16 protein-coding genes and 1 tRNA gene are annotated in these 17,171 nt (G+C 69.6%); 11 read left to right on the top strand and 6 right to left on the bottom strand.

Features of this window, described 5'->3' with window-relative positions; genetic code table 11:
* Positions 1 to 14: 14 nt before the first annotated feature.
* The 3 genes from Q0916_RS06345 (at position 15) to Q0916_RS06335 (ending at position 2,986) form a co-directional block, all read left to right on the top strand.
* Positions 15 to 848, top strand: a complete 834-nt coding sequence (locus Q0916_RS06345) for a deoxyribonuclease IV (protein ID WP_299235845.1) — start codon at positions 15 to 17, stop codon at positions 846 to 848.
* 108 nt (positions 849 to 956) lie between these two features.
* Complete coding sequence (locus Q0916_RS06340; protein WP_299235844.1) at positions 957 to 2,183, top strand: MFS transporter; 1,227 nt, start codon at positions 957 to 959, stop codon at positions 2,181 to 2,183.
* 23 nt (positions 2,184 to 2,206) lie between these two features.
* Positions 2,207 to 2,986 carry a class I SAM-dependent methyltransferase gene (locus tag Q0916_RS06335; protein ID WP_299235842.1) on the top strand — a complete coding sequence of 260 codons (780 nt, stop codon included), beginning with the start codon at positions 2,207 to 2,209 and terminating at the stop codon, positions 2,984 to 2,986.
* A 10-nt stretch (positions 2,987 to 2,996) separates the two neighbouring features.
* Here Q0916_RS06335 and Q0916_RS06330 read toward each other — a convergent pair whose 3' ends face one another.
* Positions 2,997 to 4,484 (bottom strand): cobyric acid synthase, encoded by a 1,488-nt coding sequence (locus Q0916_RS06330; protein WP_299235840.1) that lies wholly within the window; start codon positions 4,482 to 4,484, stop codon positions 2,997 to 2,999.
* A 111-nt stretch (positions 4,485 to 4,595) separates the two neighbouring features.
* Here Q0916_RS06330 and Q0916_RS06325 point away from each other — a divergent pair, with 111 nt between their 5' ends.
* On the top strand, positions 4,596 to 4,985 hold the full coding sequence (locus Q0916_RS06325; protein WP_299235838.1) for a DUF5684 domain-containing protein: 390 nt from the start codon (positions 4,596 to 4,598) through the stop codon (positions 4,983 to 4,985).
* Between the two features lie 22 nt (positions 4,986 to 5,007).
* On the opposite strand, the gene Q0916_RS06320 is transcribed toward Q0916_RS06325, so the two are convergent.
* Positions 5,008 to 6,087 carry a DoxX family protein gene (locus tag Q0916_RS06320; protein WP_299236092.1) on the bottom strand — a complete coding sequence of 360 codons (1,080 nt, stop codon included), beginning with the start codon at positions 6,085 to 6,087 and terminating at the stop codon, positions 5,008 to 5,010.
* Between the two features lie 197 nt (positions 6,088 to 6,284).
* On the opposite strand from Q0916_RS06320, the gene acs reads away from it, so the two are divergent.
* Positions 6,285 to 8,252, top strand: a complete 1,968-nt coding sequence (gene acs, locus Q0916_RS06315; protein WP_299235836.1) for an acetate--CoA ligase — start codon at positions 6,285 to 6,287, stop codon at positions 8,250 to 8,252.
* 19 nt (positions 8,253 to 8,271) lie between these two features.
* Here the strand turns inward: acs and Q0916_RS06310 are convergent, their stop codons facing one another.
* Entirely contained in the window at positions 8,272 to 8,937 is a 666-nt protein-coding gene (locus tag Q0916_RS06310; RefSeq protein WP_299236090.1) for a cob(I)yrinic acid a,c-diamide adenosyltransferase, read from the bottom strand.
* A 181-nt stretch (positions 8,938 to 9,118) separates the two neighbouring features.
* Between Q0916_RS06310 and Q0916_RS06305 the strand changes: the two genes are divergently transcribed.
* Positions 9,119 to 9,259, top strand: a complete 141-nt coding sequence (locus tag Q0916_RS06305) for a hypothetical protein (protein WP_299235834.1) — start codon at positions 9,119 to 9,121, stop codon at positions 9,257 to 9,259.
* A 94-nt stretch (positions 9,260 to 9,353) separates the two neighbouring features.
* Here Q0916_RS06305 and nikR read toward each other — a convergent pair whose 3' ends face one another.
* Positions 9,354 to 9,779, bottom strand: a complete 426-nt coding sequence (gene nikR / locus Q0916_RS06300; protein ID WP_299235832.1) for a nickel-responsive transcriptional regulator NikR — start codon at positions 9,777 to 9,779, stop codon at positions 9,354 to 9,356.
* Positions 9,780 to 9,869: 90 nt separating this feature from the next.
* On the opposite strand from nikR, the gene Q0916_RS06295 reads away from it, so the two are divergent.
* Together Q0916_RS06295 and Q0916_RS06290 are read left to right on the top strand one after the other, a co-directional pair.
* Positions 9,870 to 11,315 carry an amidase gene (locus Q0916_RS06295; RefSeq protein ID WP_299235830.1) on the top strand — a complete coding sequence of 482 codons (1,446 nt, stop codon included), beginning with the start codon at positions 9,870 to 9,872 and terminating at the stop codon, positions 11,313 to 11,315.
* A 64-nt stretch (positions 11,316 to 11,379) separates the two neighbouring features.
* The gene (locus Q0916_RS06290) at positions 11,380 to 13,407 is read left to right on the top strand and encodes a DEAD/DEAH box helicase (protein WP_299235827.1); all 2,028 of its coding nucleotides are present in this window, start codon (positions 11,380 to 11,382) and stop codon (positions 13,405 to 13,407) included.
* 11 nt (positions 13,408 to 13,418) lie between these two features.
* On the opposite strand, the gene Q0916_RS06285 is transcribed toward Q0916_RS06290, so the two are convergent.
* Positions 13,419 to 13,706, bottom strand: coding sequence for a pro-sigmaK processing inhibitor BofA family protein (locus Q0916_RS06285; protein WP_299235825.1), 288 nt, complete (start codon positions 13,704 to 13,706; stop codon positions 13,419 to 13,421).
* Positions 13,707 to 13,789: 83 nt separating this feature from the next.
* Between Q0916_RS06285 and Q0916_RS06280 the strand changes: the two genes are divergently transcribed.
* A tRNA-Pro gene (locus Q0916_RS06280) sits at positions 13,790 to 13,863 on the top strand.
* 83 nt (positions 13,864 to 13,946) lie between these two features.
* Here Q0916_RS06280 and Q0916_RS06275 read toward each other — a convergent pair.
* Positions 13,947 to 14,675: a hypothetical protein gene (locus tag Q0916_RS06275; RefSeq protein ID WP_299235823.1), complete on the bottom strand. Its 729-nt coding sequence runs from the start codon at positions 14,673 to 14,675 to the stop codon at positions 13,947 to 13,949.
* 108 nt (positions 14,676 to 14,783) lie between these two features.
* Between Q0916_RS06275 and Q0916_RS06270 the strand changes: the two genes are divergently transcribed.
* Both Q0916_RS06270 and Q0916_RS06265 read left to right on the top strand, forming a co-directional pair.
* Positions 14,784 to 16,886 carry a minichromosome maintenance protein MCM gene (locus Q0916_RS06270; RefSeq protein WP_299235822.1) on the top strand — a complete coding sequence of 701 codons (2,103 nt, stop codon included), beginning with the start codon at positions 14,784 to 14,786 and terminating at the stop codon, positions 16,884 to 16,886.
* A 1-nt stretch (position 16,887) separates the two neighbouring features.
* On the top strand, positions 16,888 to 17,142 hold the full coding sequence (locus Q0916_RS06265; protein ID WP_299235821.1) for a hypothetical protein: 255 nt from the start codon (positions 16,888 to 16,890) through the stop codon (positions 17,140 to 17,142).
* Positions 17,143 to 17,171: the final 29 nt, after the last annotated feature.

Here is a 17,171-nt window from a genome sequence, read left to right as displayed (position 1 = left end):
CGCGGAGTGTGGGTATGCTCAGGATCGGTGCCCACACCTCCATCGCGGGCGGGATCGACAACGCGGTCGACGAACAGATCGAGTACGGCGGCAACTGCGGGCAGATCTTCACGCACTCGCCGCAGGTCTGGCAGGATCCGGACGTCGGCGACGAGGAGGCCGAGCGGTTCCGCGAGACCGCGGCCGAACACGACATCGGCCCGTGGGTGATCCACAGTTCCTACCTCGTCAACCTCTGTACGCCCAAGGAGGGGCTCCGCGAGAAATCGATCGTGTCGATGCAGGCGGAACTCGACGCCGCGTCGACGCTCGGCGTTCCGTACGTCAACGTCCACCTCGGGGCGCACACGGGCGCGGGCGTCGAGGGGGGTCTCGACAACGCCGCCTCGGCGCTCGAGGAACTCGAGGTCCCCGACGACGTCACGGTGCTCGTCGAGTCCGACGCCGGCGGCGGCACGAAACTCGGCAGCAGCTTCGAGGAACTCGCCGGCGTCCTCGATCGGTGTTCGATCGAGTTGGACGTCTGTCTGGACACGGCGCACCTCTTTGCCGCCGGCTACGACCTCTCGACGCCCGCCGGCGTTGAGGAGACGTTCGCGGCGTTCGACGAGACGATCGGCCGCGAGCGCCTCGAGTGCGTCCATCTCAACGACTCGAAACACGCCTGCGGCACGAACAAGGACGAACACGCCCACGTCGGCGAGGGGCTGATCGGCGACGAGGGCATGGCGGCGTTCATCAACCACGACGCGGTCGCCGACGTCCCGCTCGTCTTGGAGACGCCGACCGAGGACGGCAAGTCCTACGCCTGGAACGTCGAGCGGGTCCGCGAGTTGGCCGATCGGTAGCCCGACGCCGACCCTCGACCGTCGACCCTCGACTCTCCCCCGGACGCGCGTTCGGTCCCCGAACCGCGCCCCTTAATCGTCCCTCCGCCCAGTGCCGAGTCGGACGCGATGATGTGTGCAGACAGCGACGCGGACGGAGGCTCGGACGTCCCGTGGCGCTCGCCCACGCTTCACGTCATCCTCGCGAGTTCGCTCATGGGCGTCATGGGGGTGTCGCTCATCAGCCCGATCCTGCCGGAACTCCGGGGGGTCTTCGGCGTGACCGACGCGCGGATCGGGCTCGTTATCACCGCGTACACGCTGCCGGGGGTGTTTCTGACGCCGTTCGTCGGCCTCGTCGCCGACCGCATCGGTCGCAGACGGACCATCGTTCCGCTGCTTTTCGTCTTCGGGGCCGGCGGCGCCGGGATCGCCTTCGTCGAGGCGTTCTCCGCCGTGCTCGCGCTCCGGTTTCTGCAGGGCATCGGCGCGAGCGCGCTCGTGACGCTCGCCGTGACGCTCATCGGCGACGTCTACGACGGGCCCCGCCGGGACGCCGTCATGGGGATCAACTCGAGCGTGATCGGAACCGGCTCGGCCGCCTACCCGCTCATCGGCGGGGCGTTGGCGGGGATCCGCTGGAGCGTGCCGTTTCTGTTCTTCGGGATCGGGATCGCCGTCGCGGTCGCCGCCGCCGTCTCCCTGCCCGAACCGGAGACGGGCGCCCCGAGCGACGTCCGGACGTACCTCCGCGGGCTCGGGGCCGTCGCCGTCCGCCCCCGCCCGCTCGCGATCTTCGGCGCGATCTTCGTCGTCTTTTTCGTCTTCTACGGCGCCGTCCAGACCGCGCTCCCGCTGCTTTTGAGCGACGAGTTCGACCTCTCGTCGGCCGAGATCGGACCACTCCTGGCGGCCGTCGCCGTCGCCAGCGCCGTCGTCTCCTCGCAGTACGGCCGCGTCTCGGAGTGGCGAAACGCGACCGAGTTGGTCGCGCTCGGCTTCGTCGCCTACGGCTGTAGCCTGCTCGCCGTCCGGATCGCGCCCTCGCCGGCCTTCGTCGGCGCGTCGCTTCTGCTCTTCGGCGTCGGGTTCGGGCTCGTGATCCCGTCGGTCGACACGGCCATCGTGACCGCGGTCTCGGGGGATCTCCGGGCCGGCATGATGGGGATGCGGACCGCCGTGCTCCGGCTCGGACAGACGCTCGGGCCGGTCGCGTTCACATTCGTCGCCGAGACGGCCTTCGGGACCCCGAGCGCCGGCTACCGGGCGCTCCTCGTGGTCTGTGGCGCGTCCGTCCTCGGGATCGGGGCCGTCGCGTACGTCCTCGCCCGGCGGGGCGCGTCCGGGGGTTTTTGACTGGCACCGCCCAACGGGGCCCGATGCGGGAGTTCGACGCCGAGTACCTTCGGGAGACGCGCCGCGGGATGTGGGACGACAGCCGCGCCGCGCTCTCGGCGCTCGAACTCGCGAGTCGTTCGTCGATCCTCGACGTCGGCTGCGGCGAGGGGGCGTTGACCCGCGTCCTCCGCGAGGAGTCGCCGGGCGAGGCCGTCGGCTGCGACCGCGACGGGGGGCTGCTCGCCGAACTCGCCGGCCCGACCGTCCGCGGCGACGCCTACCGCCTGCCCTTCGCCGACGCGTGTTTCGATCTCGTCGCCTGCCAGGCGCTTTTGATCAACCTCTCCGAGCCCCGCCGCGCCCTCGAGGAGTTCGCCCGGGTCGCCCGCGACCGCGTCGCCTGCATCGAGCCGGACAACGACGCGGTGCGGATCGACTCGACGGTCGACGCCGAGAGCCGCCTCGCCGAGCGGGCCCGGACGCGGTACCTCCGCGGCGTCGACACCGACGTCGCCCTCGGGGCCGACGCCGCCGACCTGTTCCGCGAGGTCGGGCTGTCGGACGTGACGACGGCCCGCTACGAGCAGACGCTCGTCGTCGAGCCGCCCTACACCGAGCGCGACGTGGCCGCCGTCGGCCGGATGGCGCGCGGCGACGGGCTCCGGGATCGCCGCCCGGCGATGGCCGGCGACGAGGAGGCGCTCGACGCGCTGCGCTCGGCGTGGCGGGCGATGGGCCGCGACGCCGTTTCGCAGCTCGAACGCGGCGAGTACCGCCGCACCGAGACCGTTCCGTTCTACGTGACGGCCGGCGCGGTGTGAGGCCGACGTCCTAGCCGAGCCCGAGCGCCCCGAGATCGACCCCCTCAAGGAGCCCGGCGGCCCGGTCGTAGGGGTCTCGGTCCTCGCCGTCGGTCTCCGGTCTGTCCCGGCCGGCCGACTCGTAGACCCGATCGACGAACGCCTCGCGGGCGACCCGGTTCTCGAAGAGCCCGTGGAGGTACGTCCCGAGGACGTCGTCCGTTGCGGCCCCCTCGCCGTCGAACGGCCGGGCGGTCCTCTTGAGGCGCTCGCTGTCGCCCATGTGGATCTCGTACCCCGAAACGGCCCCCTCTGCCCCCTCGAGGGGCCCACACCCCTCCAAGCGTCGCTCGATCGGCTCGACCGTCTTTCGGGGGCTAAACCGGGTCTCGACCGGCAACAGCCCGACGCCGGGGACCGTTTCGGCGTCGCCGGTCCCCTCGACGCCGGCGTTCAACAGCCGCTCGCCGAGCAGTTGGTACCCGCCGCACAGCCCGACGATCGGCCCCTCGAACGCCCGGAGGGCGTCGTAGAGGCCGGCCTCCTTCGCTTCGATCGCGTCGTCGACGGTGTTTTTCGTGCCCGTGAGGACGACGGCGTCGGCCGAAAGCGGCGCGTCGAGCGGAACGAACCGAACCCGGACGCCGGGGACCTCCGCGAGCGGTTCGACGTCGGTGACGTTCGACGCCCGCCGGAACCGCGGGACGGCGACGGTCACGGCCCGCTCGTCCCCGACCTCGTCGCCGTCGCCGATCGTCGCCGCGGCGTCGGGGGCTGGAAGCGAAACGCTGTCCTCCTCGGGCAGCCCGGGATCGTCGTACGGAAGCACCCCGAGGACCGACACGCCCGTCCGGTCCTCGAAGGCTTCGAGCCCGGGCTCTAAGAGCGCCCGATCGCCCCGGAACTTGCTGATGAGTGCCCCGGCGACGCGGTCCGCAACGCCGGACGGCAGGAGCTCGAGCGTCCCCACGAGGGAGGCGAACACGCCGCCGCGCTCGATGTCGCCGACCAACAGCACGTCCGCGTCGGCGAACCGCGCCGTCTCGATGTTCGCCAGATCCCGGTCGTGAAGATTGATCTCGGCGATCGATCCGGCCCCCTCGGCGACCACGACGTCGTGGCGTTCGGCGAGGCGCTCGTGGGCGGCCGCCGCCGCCTCGCGGGCGCGCTCCCAGTGGTCCTCGTAGTACGTCCCGGCCGAGAAGTGCCCCACCGCCTCGCCGTCGACGACGAGCTGCGACTCGCCGTCGCCGCGGGGCTTCAGAAGCACCGGGTTGTGGTCCGTCGTCGCCGGCGTCCGGGCGGCTGCCGCTTGGGCGTACTGCGAGACGCCGATCTCGCCGAAGCCCTCGCCGTCCGCGCGGGCGACCGCCCGGGCGTTGTTCGACATGTTCTGGGCCTTGAACGGGGCGACGTCGACGCCCCGATCGGCCAACAGCCGACAGAGCCCCGCGGCGACGGTGGACTTGCCGACGTGACTCGCGGTCCCGGCGACGAGGACCGTCCGAGCGCGTGACACACCACTGCTCGGGGCGGGACCGTCATACCGATTTCGGACGGCGGAGCGATAACGGCCGTTCGGCGCGCCAAACGACACAGCGTTTATAGCCTCGGGCGGCACAGAGCCCGTATGTCGTTTTTTACGGGAGCGCTCGCTCCCCTGCAGGCGGGAGACGCCGGCGGAACGTTCGGGTCGCTGTTGTCGCTCGTGTTCCTCGCGGTCGTGATCGCCGGCGCGTGGAAGACCTTCGAGAAGGCGGGGGAACCGGGGTGGGCTGCGGTCATCCCGCTGTATAACCTCTGGGTGATGGTCCGGATAAGCGACAACGCGTGGTGGTGGTTCGCGCTGCTTTTCGTCCCGTTCGTCCAACTCGTCGCCGTCATCAAGGTCAGCCTCGACATCGCCCGGGAGTTCGGACAGGGCATCCTCTTTGGCGTCGGCCTGTGGCTGATCCCGGTCGTCTTCTGGCCGCTTCTCGGCTTCGGCGACTACCGGTACCGCGGGGGATCGACCCTGTAGCCCGCGGCGGGCCGTCGGGCGCTCAGTCGGTCGAGACGGCCGACTCCGAGGGCCGCAACGCCGGCCGTCCGAACCGGTTGTCGAACGAGAGCGGCCCCGCGCCGAGCGTGAACACGGCCGACGCCAGGCCGAAAAGCGCGACGTGGGCCAACACGGGGTCGTCGGGGAGCCCGAACAGCGTGAGCGTGAACAGCCCGAACGAGACGGCCGCCGCCCCCCGCGTGAACGCCCCGACCACGAGCGCGACCCCGACGGCGATCTCGGCCACCCCGGCACCGAGAACCCACAGCCCCGGATCGACCGGCACGACCGCCGTCAGGCCGTACCTCTCGACGACGGACAGCGCGCTCGCCGGGGAGGCGAGCTTCTGTACCGCGCCGAGATAGACGAACGACACCCCCATCCCGACCCGGAGGACGACCGGGACGAACCGCTCGAAGCGGCGCACCACCGCGTCCACCCGCCGCTTGAAGCGGTGCACCGGGTCGATGCGGCCGTAGTAGGTGCCCTCCGCCGCCGCGACCGCGAGGAGCATGTCGTCCGCGCTCGGGCGTCCGGCCCCCAGTACCACCAACGAGAGGAGGATCGGGACGTACTCGACGGCGAGGACGACCGAGAGGTCGGCGGTGAGCGACCACGCGTACGCCGCGATGCCGACCGCCGCGACGGTCCGCGTCGCCAACCCGAACAGGAGCGTAAAGCCGAGCCCGATGAACAACAGCCGCAGCGCCGGGTTCGCGGCGACGTCGAACCCCGCCGTCGGCGCGAACAGATAGCCCTGAAACCCCGCGCCGATGAGCGGCAGCCCCGCCGAGAGCCGCAGCATCCACGGGACGAGATCGCCGTACCCGGCGAGGGTCTCCCGGAGCACGACGATGTCCTCGATCGTCGGCCTGATTGCGAGGTACGCGAGCAGGCCGACGACGACGACGGCGCCGCTTGTGAGGACGACCGCGAGGTTGAACGGGTCCGAGAGCACCTCGCTCAGAAACGACACGGCGTCCGCCCGTTCGGTCTGTTCGTCGGCGACGTAATCGACGTGCGCGACGCGTGCGGCCCGCCCGGCGGCCGATGCCGCGTTCACCCCGGTTTCGACTGCGATCCGTGACACGTACGCGGCGTACGACGGGTGCGCCCCTAACGCTATCGGTGCGGCCGCCCCGTCGGCCTGTCAGTTGGGAGCTACCGGGGGTCCGCGGCGGCGCTCGTTCCGTCGGCAGCCTCGCGCCGCGTTCGTCCCCGGGCGCGCTTTTGTGCACAACAATCGTTATTATACCGGGAACTGTCCAATAGGACACCATGTCCGACTCCGAGGACGCACAACTCGAAGCACGGCTGGCCGAACAGGACGCCTTCGAGCCGCCCGAGTCGTTCGTCGAGCAGGCGAACGTCTCCGACCCCGGGATATACGAGGCGTTCGAGGACGACTGGCCCGAGTGCTGGGAGCGGGCGGCCGAGCTACTCGACTGGGAGCGCGACTACGACGAGGTGCTCGACGACGTCGAGGAGCCGTTCTACGAGTGGTTCACCGGGGGGAAGCTCAACGCCTCGGCGAACTGCCTCGACCGGCACCTCGCCGACCGCGGCGACGAGACCGCGATCCAGTGGGAGGGCGAACTCGGCGACACCCGGTCGTTCAGCTACGCGGAGCTCCATCGTGAGGTGAACGAGTTCGCGGCGGCGCTGCGCTCGATCGGCATCGAGGAGGACGACGTCGTGACGATGTACATGCCGATGATCCCGGAGCTGCCGATCGCGATGCTCGCCTGTGCCCGGATCGGCGCGCCGCACTCGGTCGTCTTCGCGGGCTTTTCGGCCGACGCCTTGGCGACCCGGATGAACGCCGCCGACTCGGAGTACCTGATCACCTGCGACGGCTACTACCGCCGCGGCGACGCGCTCGATCACCTCTCGAAGGCCAACGACGGACTCGACGGCGTCGAGCACGACGCGACGACGGTCGTGGTCGATCGCCTCGGCCCCGAGTCCGAGCACGACCTCGGCGAGAACCAACTCGACTACGACGAGCTCGTCGCCGACCACGAGGGCGAGACGGTCGATCCGGTCACCCGCGACGCCGAGGACATGCTGTTTCTCATGTACACCTCCGGGACGACAGGCACCCCGAAGGGGGTCAAACACACGACCGGCGGCTACCTGTCGTACGTCGCCTGGACCGCCCACGCCGTCCTCGATGTCAAACCCGAGGACACCTACTGGTGTGCGGCGGACATCGGGTGGATCACGGGCCACAGCTACATCGTCTACGGGCCGCTCGCGTTGGGCACGACGACGGTCATGTACGAGGGGACGCCGGACTACCCCGAGAAAGACCGCCTCTGGGAGATCGTCGAGACCTACGGGGTCGACCAGCTGTACACCGCGCCGACGGCCATCCGGGCGTTCATGAAGTGGGGCGAGACGTACCCCGACCGTCATGACCTCTCGAGTCTCCGCCTGCTCGGGACGGTCGGCGAGCCGATCAACCCGCGGGCCTGGAAGTGGTACTACAAGCACATCGGCGGCGAGGAGTGCCCGATCGTCGACACCTGGTGGCAGACCGAAACGGGCGGCATGATGATCACGACGCTGCCGGCCGTCGGTGAGATGAAACCCGGCTCCGCCGGGCCGCCGCTGCCCGGGGTCAGCGCCGACGTCGTCGACGAGAGCGGCGATCCGGTCGCGGCCGGCGAGGCCGGCTACGTGACCGTCGACAGGCCGTGGCCGGGGATGTTGCGGACGCTGTACCGAAACGACGACCGGTTCGTCTCGGAGTACTGGGAGGGGTACTCCGATCCCGAGACCGACGAGTGGGTGTACTTCCCCGAGGACGGCGCGAAGATCGACGACGACGGGTACATCACGATCCTCGGCCGCGTCGACGACGTCATCAACGTTTCCGGGCACCGCCTCGGCACGATGGAGATCGAATCGGCGGTCGTCGGCGTCGAGGGCGTCGCCGAGGCCGCGGCCGTCGGCGGCGATCACGACCTGAAAGGCGAGGCGGTCTACGTCTACGCCATCCTCGAAGACGGCTACGAGGAAAGCGAGGAGATGGAACAGGCCATCGTCGACGGCGTCACCGAGGCGATCGGCCCGATCGCCCGGCCCGAACGGATCGTCTTCACCCCCGAGTTGCCCAAGACGCGCTCCGGGAAGATCATGCGACGGCTGCTCGTCGACATCGCCAACAGCGAGGAGTTGGGCGACACGAGCACGCTGCGCAACCCCGACGTCGTCTCGGACATCCAAGAGCGCTCCCGGTAGCCGCGGCCCCGCCGCCCGTTCAGTACTCGGTGCCCTTCCGTGCGCGCTGGCCGGCGTCGATCGGGTGTTTCTCCTTGCGGACGTTCGTGACGAGATCCGCCGCCTCGAGGAGGTACTCCGGCCGGTTGTGACTCCCCGAGAGGACGAGTTCGAGCCCCTCGGGCGCGTCGTCGATCAGCCCGAGGACCGCCTCCGGCTCGATGAGCTCCCTGTCGGCCGCATAGAGGATCTCGTCGAGCACGAGCATGTGGACCCCCTCGACGGGCGGCCCGTCGGGGTCGAACGGCGTCGAGAGGTCCGCGGCCGCCGCCCCCTCGACGAGCTCTTCGGCCCGCTCGAGGCCGGCTTTCGCCTCGGCCTCGTGGTCGCGCTCGTCGGTCCCGTCGTTCATCGCGTGCCAGCCGTACTGCCCGAGGTTCTCGTAGGTGAGCCCCGGCATCGCCGCCATCGCGTTGTACTCGCCGCGGACGTCCTCGACGCTCGCCGCCCCGCCTTTCATGAACTGCAGGACGTGGACGCGGTAGCCGTGGCCCGCCGCCCGGAAGGCCATCCCGAGCGTCGCCGTCGTCTTTCCCTTGCCGTCGCCCCACCACGCCTGCGTGAGGCCGAACGATTCGGGCGCGGCCGGTTCGATCTCGCGGGCCTCGGGCGTCCGCCCTCGCCCCGGCGGCTCGTTGTCGCTCATGAGCCACACGTCGTCCTCGTCGTTCATAGCTCCTTGGCGTTTCGACCCCCGACACCGGCGGCGTCCCCGGTCCCTGCGGCCTCGGGGCGCGGCCGGTCGGCCGTCCCCCGGCAGCGTTTGCCGTATCATGATGATCGATCATTACATTTATTACGTACCGGCCCTTCCGGTCAGGTACACGATGCGAGACGACATCGAACCGATGGTCCCGGTGATGCCCCGAGAAGACGAACCCACCACGCCGCTCCGAGCCGACGGCGGCGCGCGGAAGCGCTACGACGCCGGCGAGGTAGCGGCACCGCTCGTCCCGGACCTCCGGTAACGAGTTCTCGCGTCCCTTCGTTCCTGTCGTTTCGGTCCCGAAGCGACCGCCGTAACCGCCCCGACCGAGCCGAAAAGAGCCGACGGGAGCCGCCTCACTCCGCGAGGGCGGCCCCGAAGTCGTCGATCGGAACCACGGAGTAATCGACCGAGAGCGTGTCGCTTGTCGCCCTGATCTTCCCGACGAACGTCGAGATCTCCGCGAGTGTTCCCTCGAGCGTGAACAGCTCCATGCAGTAGTGGTCGCCGACGTGGTTGTGGACGTTCGAGACGACGATGTCCTCGTGGTCGTGGCGGATGCTCATCATCCGCTCCTCGGCGCTCGAGGTCTCGTGATCGAAGACGACGGTGACGACGCCCATCAGCTCTCTGCCCTCGAGTCGCTTGTCCTCGAACTCCCCGAGGAGGTTCCGCGAGGCCTCCCGGACGACCTCGCTTCGGCCCGTGTACCCGTGCTCCTCGGCGAACTCGTCGAGACGATCCAACAGCGAATCCGGCATCGACACGCTGACAACGGTCATATGTTAAGGCGACGCCGGCGATATATTAAGGATTGTGGGCCGCGGCCGGCGGTCGCCCGGATTTATGATCCGACCGCGAGACGCCCCGGCATGGTGGAGCCACTCGACCGTCCGGTCGACCTGCTCGCGGCCGACGTCCGCTCGGGGCGCCGCTCCGCGCTCGAACTCCTCGAGGCGTCCCTGCGACGCATCGACGCGACCGACGCGCTGAACGCGTTCATCACCATCATCGAGGACGACGCCCGCGAGCGGGCGCGCGAGGCCGACCGGGCGGCCGATCGGGGCGAGGACCTCGGCCCGTTACACGGCGTTCCGGTCGCGATCAAGGACCTCCGGGGCAGAAAGCGGGGCGTCAGGCACACGCTGGGACTCGACGCGCTCGCGGACAACGTCGCCGACGCCGACTCGATCACCGTCGAACGCCTCGAGGCGGCCGGAGCCGTCGTCGTCGGCACGACGAGCACGCCGGCGCTCGGGCACACGATCAGGACGGAGAACCGCCTCGTCGGCGCGACGCCGACGCCGTTCGATCACGACCGCTCGGCGGGCGGCTCCTCGGGGGGGTCGGCGGCCGCGCTCGCGGCCGGGACCGTCAGGCTCGCAACCGGTTCGGATGTCGGCGGATCGCTCCGCGTGCCGGCCGCCTGCTGTAACGTCGTCGGGCTGAAACCGACGCTCGGGGTCGTCCCGGAGCGCGAACCGGCCGACGGGTTCGGCGTCCACACCCCGTTTTTGGTCAGCGGCCCGATGGCCCGCAGCGCCGCCGACGCCGCCCGCCTGCTGTCGGTCCTCTCCGGTCCCGACCGCCGGGACCCACACAGCGTTCCGGCCTCGGACGCCGACTACGTCGCGGCGACCGAGCGGCCGACGGAGGGGCTCTCGATCGCGTACAGTCCGGACCTCGACCTCCAGCCGGTCGCGCCGGCGGTGCGGACGCCGGTCGGCGAGACGGTCCGGGACCTCGCGGACGCCGGCGCGGACGTCGAGCGGCCCGACGTGTCGCTGCCGCCGTACGACGAGCTCTCGATGGCGTACGTCACGCAGGTCGGGGCCTTCTTCGGTTCGTTCGCCGACCAGCTCGCGGCGCGACACGACCTCGATCTCGGGGCCGCCGACCTCGAACCGACGCTTCGCGCAACGCTGGAGCTCGCCGACGGGCTCGAGGCGGCCGACGAGCGCGCCCGGAACCGCCCCCGGACGGCCGCCTACGACGGGATCGAGGCCGCGCTCTCGGATCACGACGCGTTGCTCACGCCGACGCTGACGGTGCCGCCCTACGGCAAGCGCCTCGCGGACCCGTTCCCGACGGAGATCGACGGCGAGTCGGTCCGCGGCGTGCCGACCGACGCCATGCTCTGTTGGGTGTTCAACCTGACCGGCCACCCCGCCGCGTCGGTCCCGGCCGGGTTCACCGACGAGGGGCTCCCGGTCGGCGTCCAGGTCGTCGGGCACCGACACGCCGAGGACGACGTCCTCGCCGTCGCCGCGGCGATCGAGCGGGCCCGCCCCTGGGCCGACGCGTACCCCGAGCCCTGACCCGGTTCGCTCCCCGTCCCCCGGAGCCGAACCGCTGAAATACTCCGGCACACTACCCGGTGACGTGTCGAAGCAGGTCGCCGACGTGGGAACGCTGTTCTTACACGAGTCCGGCGACGAGTACGCGGTCGTCGTCCGACGCGACGGCGAGCGGTTGCTCCGCGGTCGGCTCGAGTTGAAACGGACCGACGCCGGGCCGCGCCCGGGGCGGTTCCGCGTCAAGGACGGCGACGACGACGTTCCCCGCCGCCCGGAGCAGTTCGTCGAGATGGCCCGCCGCGCCTCGCGGATCCGGATCTCCGAGCAGACCGCCCCCGGGGGCCGCCGGGATCTCGAGTCGATGCTCGGGGCGTACCAACTCGGCGCGAAGCAGGTCCGGACCTGCCGGTACTGCGCGAACAAGGGTCGGTACTCACCGCTGACCACGGAGACGGCGATCGAGGCCGACGGGGAGTTCATCTGCCCGGACTGCGCAACGCGGGAACTCGAACGGGAGGCGGGCTACCGGGGGCTCCGATCGGGGGCCCGCGACCGCCTCGAGGAGCTCCTCTTGGAGGTCGGCGACCTCGAACGCGTCATCAACCTGCTGTCCGGACAGCTCGATCCGGAGCTGACGAAGTTCGACGAGATCAGCGCGACGACCGACGAGATCGATCTCGTCCCCTTAGAGGACCTCGACGTCCACGACGCGTTGAAGACCAGACTTGGGGCGTTCGATACGCTCTTGCCGGTCCAGAGTCTCGCCGTCCGGAACGGACTCTTAGAGGGACGGGACCAACTCGTCGTCAGCGCGACCGCGACCGGCAAGACGCTCGTCGGCGAGCTCGCCGGCGTCGATCGCGCCCTCCGCGGCGAGGGGAAGATGCTGTTTCTGGTCCCCCTCGTCGCGCTCGCGAACCAGAAACACGAGGACTTCCGCGAGGACTACGGCGACGCGCTCGACGTGACGATCCGCGTCGGGGCCTCCCGCATCCGCGACGACGGCACCCGCTTCGATCCCGACGCCGACGTCATCGTCGGCACCTACGAGGGGATCGACCACGCCCTCCGGACCGGCAAGGACCTCGGGGACATCGGAACGGTCGTCATCGACGAGGTCCACAACCTCGGGGCCGACGAGCGCGGCCACCGCCTCGACGGCCTCGTCTCGCGGCTGAAACACTACTGCGAGACGAACGGCTGCGACACGCAGTGGGTGTACCTCTCGGCGACCGTCGGCAACGCCGCCGACCTCGCGGACAGCCTCGGCGCGCAGCTCATCGAGTTCGAGGAGCGACCCGTCCCGATCGAGCGCCACGTCACCTTCGCTGACGGCACCGAGAAGATCGACATCGAGGACACGCTCGTCCGGCGGGCCTTCGACGCGACGTCCTCGAAGGGCTACCGGGGGCAGACGATCGTCTTCACCAACTCCCGCCGGCGCTGTCACGAGATCTCGCGGCGGCTCAGCTACGACTCGGCGCCGTACCACGCCGGCCTGGATTACGGCGAGCGAAAGCGCGTCGAACGGCGCTTCGGCGACCAGGAGATCGCCTGTGTCGTCACCACGGCGGCGCTCGCGGCCGGCGTCGATTTCCCCGCCTCGCAGGTGATCTTCGACTCGCTGGCGATGGGCATCGAGTGGCTCTCCGTCCAGGAGTTCGAGCAGATGCTCGGGCGGGCGGGCCGCCCGGACTACCACGACCTCGGAACCGTGTACCTGCTCGTCGAACCGGACGGCGCCTACCACAACTCCATGGAGATGTCCGAGGACGAGGTCGCGTTCATGCTCCTGAAAGGCGAGATGGAACCGGTCGTCACGCGGTACGACGAGACCGCGGCGATCGAGGAGACGCTCGCGAACATCACCGTCGCCGGCAAGGGGGCAAAGCGGCTCAACGACCGGATGGTCGGCGACGTCCCGACGAAACACGCGGTCGGCAAACTCCTCGAGTACGGCTTCATCGAGGGGTTCGAGCCGACGCCGCTCGGCCGGGTCGTCACCGAGCACTTCCTGGCGCCGAACGAAGCGTTCGCGATGCTCGATGCGATCCGCTCTGGGGCCGACCCCGCCGAACTCGTCGCCGAGATCGAACTCGGCGAGGAGGAGTGATCTCCCGGCGATCAGACGAGCGCCAAGACGCCGACCGGAACGGCGACCCCGGCGAAGGCAATGCCACTAAAAGCAAGCAGGATGACCAGAAGCGCCCCGGGGATCCCCCCGACGGCGCAGACGAGCACCGCGACCGGCGTGATCTCGACGCCGACTCCGAGGAAACTCGCGATCACCAGGACGATCACCCCCACGATGGCGTTGACGACGAGCGGCTTGATCGCTTTGAGCACCACGTACGCGCCGAACAGAAGCGCCAACGCGGCCACCAACAGGCCGATTTCGAGTGTCGCTACCATGGGCGGCCTTCGGTGAGGCCCGCTAAATCCCTTTGGGCCGGGAGCGAAACGCTTTCACGCGTGGCCGGGGTAGGATCCCCCGAGGGATCGTGGGTTAGCTTGGCTATACTCGCAGCCTTGGGTGCTGTGGACCCCGGTTCGAATCCGGGCGATCCCATGTCTGAATGGCCGAGCGACGGCGAGAGACGCGACGACCCGTGAGTGACGACCCCGCACTTTTCGGCGACGCCGTCGCGTCCCTCAGGCCCCCTCAATCGAGACGACGCGGTCGTCCTCGACGACCGCGAGCGCCCAGGCCTCCGGCAGGTACCCCTCGACGACGTCCTCCGGCACGAGCGGGACCGGAACCGGACGGTAGGCGTTCGCTTTCAGTTCCCGGACCGAGACGAACCGGCCGACCGTCCGGCCGCTCCGGAGCTTCTCGACGCGGAAGCGCCCGTCGTCGCCCCGGCGGTAGGCGTACTCGAAGGCGGCCGCCGACGGGCAGGAAAGCGCCGCGACGCTCTCGAAGGCGGTGACCGGATCGCCGTCGGCGTAGAGGACGTACCGCGTCCCCTCGCCGGTCACGCCCTCCATCGGCTCCTCGCGCCAGACTGGCGTCGCGTCCGCGCGACAGCACGCCAGACCCTTCTGGCCGGCGGGCAGTCGGTCGGGCGCGTTGTAGAACGTCCTCGTTCGCTCCGTTCGGGCGGCCAGCCCGGGCGGATCGGTCAGCGTCCGCCTGATCGCCCCCGCCGTCTCGGCCCCCGAAACGACGAGCGCCGTCCGGTCGGCGGCCGCCGCCGAGCCGACCGCCTCGAGCAGCGCGGTCGGGTCGGGGCCCGCCTCGACGACGAGAAGCGCCCCCGGAACGCCGATCGGGTCGGCTCCCGCCGTCGGGTCGGCGAGGAGTCTCCCGTCGCGTTCGGAGACGTCGTAGCCGCGTTCGACGAGCGATCCACGGACCGCGCGACGACGCCGGGATGTCATGCCTCCACGAACGCCCTCGAGCGTCAAGAGCGCCGCGGTCGACGCGACGCCGACCGAGCCCGGGTGCGAAAGTTCTTATTCGGTCCCGCGTCAAGACGTGGTACTCAGATGGCTCGCGCGGAGGACACGGAGATAATCGACAAGTTCGAGCAGTTCTACCGGGACTACTACCGCAACGAGATCGGCCAACTCGCCCAGAAGTACCCCAACGAGAAGCGCTCGCTGTACGTCGAGTGGGGCGACCTCTACCGGTTCGACTCGGACGTCGCCGACGACTTCATCGCCCAACCGGACCAGATGCGCGAGTACGCCGAGGAGGCGCTTCGGCTCTACGACCTCCCGGTCGACGTGAAACTGGGACAGGCCCACGTCCGGGTGCGGGGGCTCCAGACGACGACCGGGATCCGGGACATCCGCGCGCGTCACCGCGGCGAACTCGTCGAGGTGACGGGCATCATCCGGAAGGCGACCGACGTCAGACCGAAGATCACCGAGGCGGCCTTCGAGTGCCAGCGCTGCGGCACGCTGACCCGCATCCCCCAGACCTCCGGCGAGTTCCACGAGCCCCACGAGTGCCAGGGCTGTGAGCGACAGGGCCCCTTCGACATCAACTTCGACCAATCGGAGTTCCTCGACGCACAGAAGATCCGCGTCCAGGAGTCGCCGGAGGGGCTCCGCGGCGGCGAGACGCCCCAGAGCATCGACGTCCACATCGACGACGACATCACCGGCCACGTGACCGCCGGCGATCACGTCCGCGTCACCGGGATCCTCCATCTCGACCAACAGGGGTCGAACCAGGAGAAATCGCCCGTCTTCGACGTGTACATGGACGGGATCTCCGTCGAGATCGAGGACGAGCAGTTCGAGGACATGGACATCACCGACGAGGACAAAAAGCGCATCATCGAGCTCTCGAACGAGCCGAACGTCTACGATCGGATGGTCGGCTCGATGGCGCCCTCGATCTACGGGTACGAACAGGAGAAACTCGCCATCATCATGCAGCTGTTCTCCGGGGTGACAAAGCACCTGCCCGACGGGTCCCGGACGCGGGGGGATCTGCACATGCTCCTGATAGGCGACCCCGGAACCGGAAAATCGAAGCTCCTGCAGTACGTTCGCAACCTGGCTCCGAGGTCCGTCTACACCTCCGGCAAGGGCTCTTCGAGCGCCGGGCTCACCGCCGCCGCCGTCAGGGACGACTTCGGCGACGGCCAGCAGTGGACGCTCGAGGCCGGCGCGCTCGTCCTCGCCGACCAGGGCATCGCGGCCGTCGACGAACTGGACAAGATGCGCCCGGAGGACCGCTCGGCGATGCACGAGGCGCTCGAACAGCAGTCCATCTCGATATCCAAGGCAGGGATCAATGCGACGCTGAAATCCCGGTGTTCGCTCCTGGGCGCGGCCAACCCGAAGTACGGCCGGTTCGACCAGTACGAGCCCATCGGCGAACAGATCGACCTGGAGCCGGCGCTTATCTCGCGGTTCGATCTGATCTTCACCGTCACCGACCAGCCCGACGCCGAGGAGGACGCCGACCTCGCCGAGCACATCATCGAGACGAACTACGCCGGCGAGTTGCACACCCACCGCGAGAACACGACGACATCGAACGTCACCGCCGAGGAGGTCGACAACGTGACCGGCAACGTCGAACCGGAGATCGACGCCGAACTCCTCCGGAAGTACATCGCCTACGCCAAGCGGAACTGCTACCCCATGATGACCGAGGAGGCCAAGGCGCAGATCCGCGATTTTTACGTCGACCTGCGCGCGAAGGGCCAAGGCGAGGACGCCCCCGTCCCGGTGACGGCCAGGAAGCTCGAGGCGCTCGTGCGGCTCGCGGAGGCCTCGGCGCGGATGCGGCTTTCTGACACCATCGACAGCGACGACGCCGAGCGGGTCATCGAGATCGTCCGTTCCTGTCTTCAGGACATCGGCGTCGACCCCGAGACCGGCGAGTTCGACGCCGACGTCGTCGAGACCGGCCAATCGAAGAGCCAGCGGGACCGCGCGAAGACGCTCCGGAACATCATCGAGGAGCTCCAAGAGGAGTACGAGGACGAACCGGGCGCGCCGATGGAACGCATCGTCGAGCGGGCCGCCGAGGCCGGGATCGAGGAGTCGAAGGTCGAACACCGGGTCTCCGAGCTGAAAAAGCGCGGCGACCTCTACGAGCCGCAGAACGGCTACATCCGGAACATCTGAGATGGACCGGATCGCAACCCTCCGACGGGTCGAATCGGCGCTGTCGGAACTCGAGGCCGGCGAGACGGACCTGGCGGGCTGTGAGCGGCGCATCCGCGCGGCCGTCCGGACGTTCGCGACGGAGTTCGACGGCGACCTCTCGGCGTACCGCTCGGGCGACGGGACGGTCGTGCTCGCGAGCTCCGAGCGGGACGCCCGCGATCGGGTCGAGTCGATCACCGGCGCCGTCGCACCGACGGTCGAACCGATCGATTGAGGGTTAATTTTAATATATCGCTTCGCTCA

This window comes from Natronomonas sp., assembly GCF_028274965.1.
Classification (GTDB): domain Archaea; phylum Halobacteriota; class Halobacteria; order Halobacteriales; family Haloarculaceae; genus Natronomonas.
The sequence above is the reverse complement of the archived record's forward strand: the minus strand, read 5'-3'. Positions and strand labels throughout refer to the sequence as shown.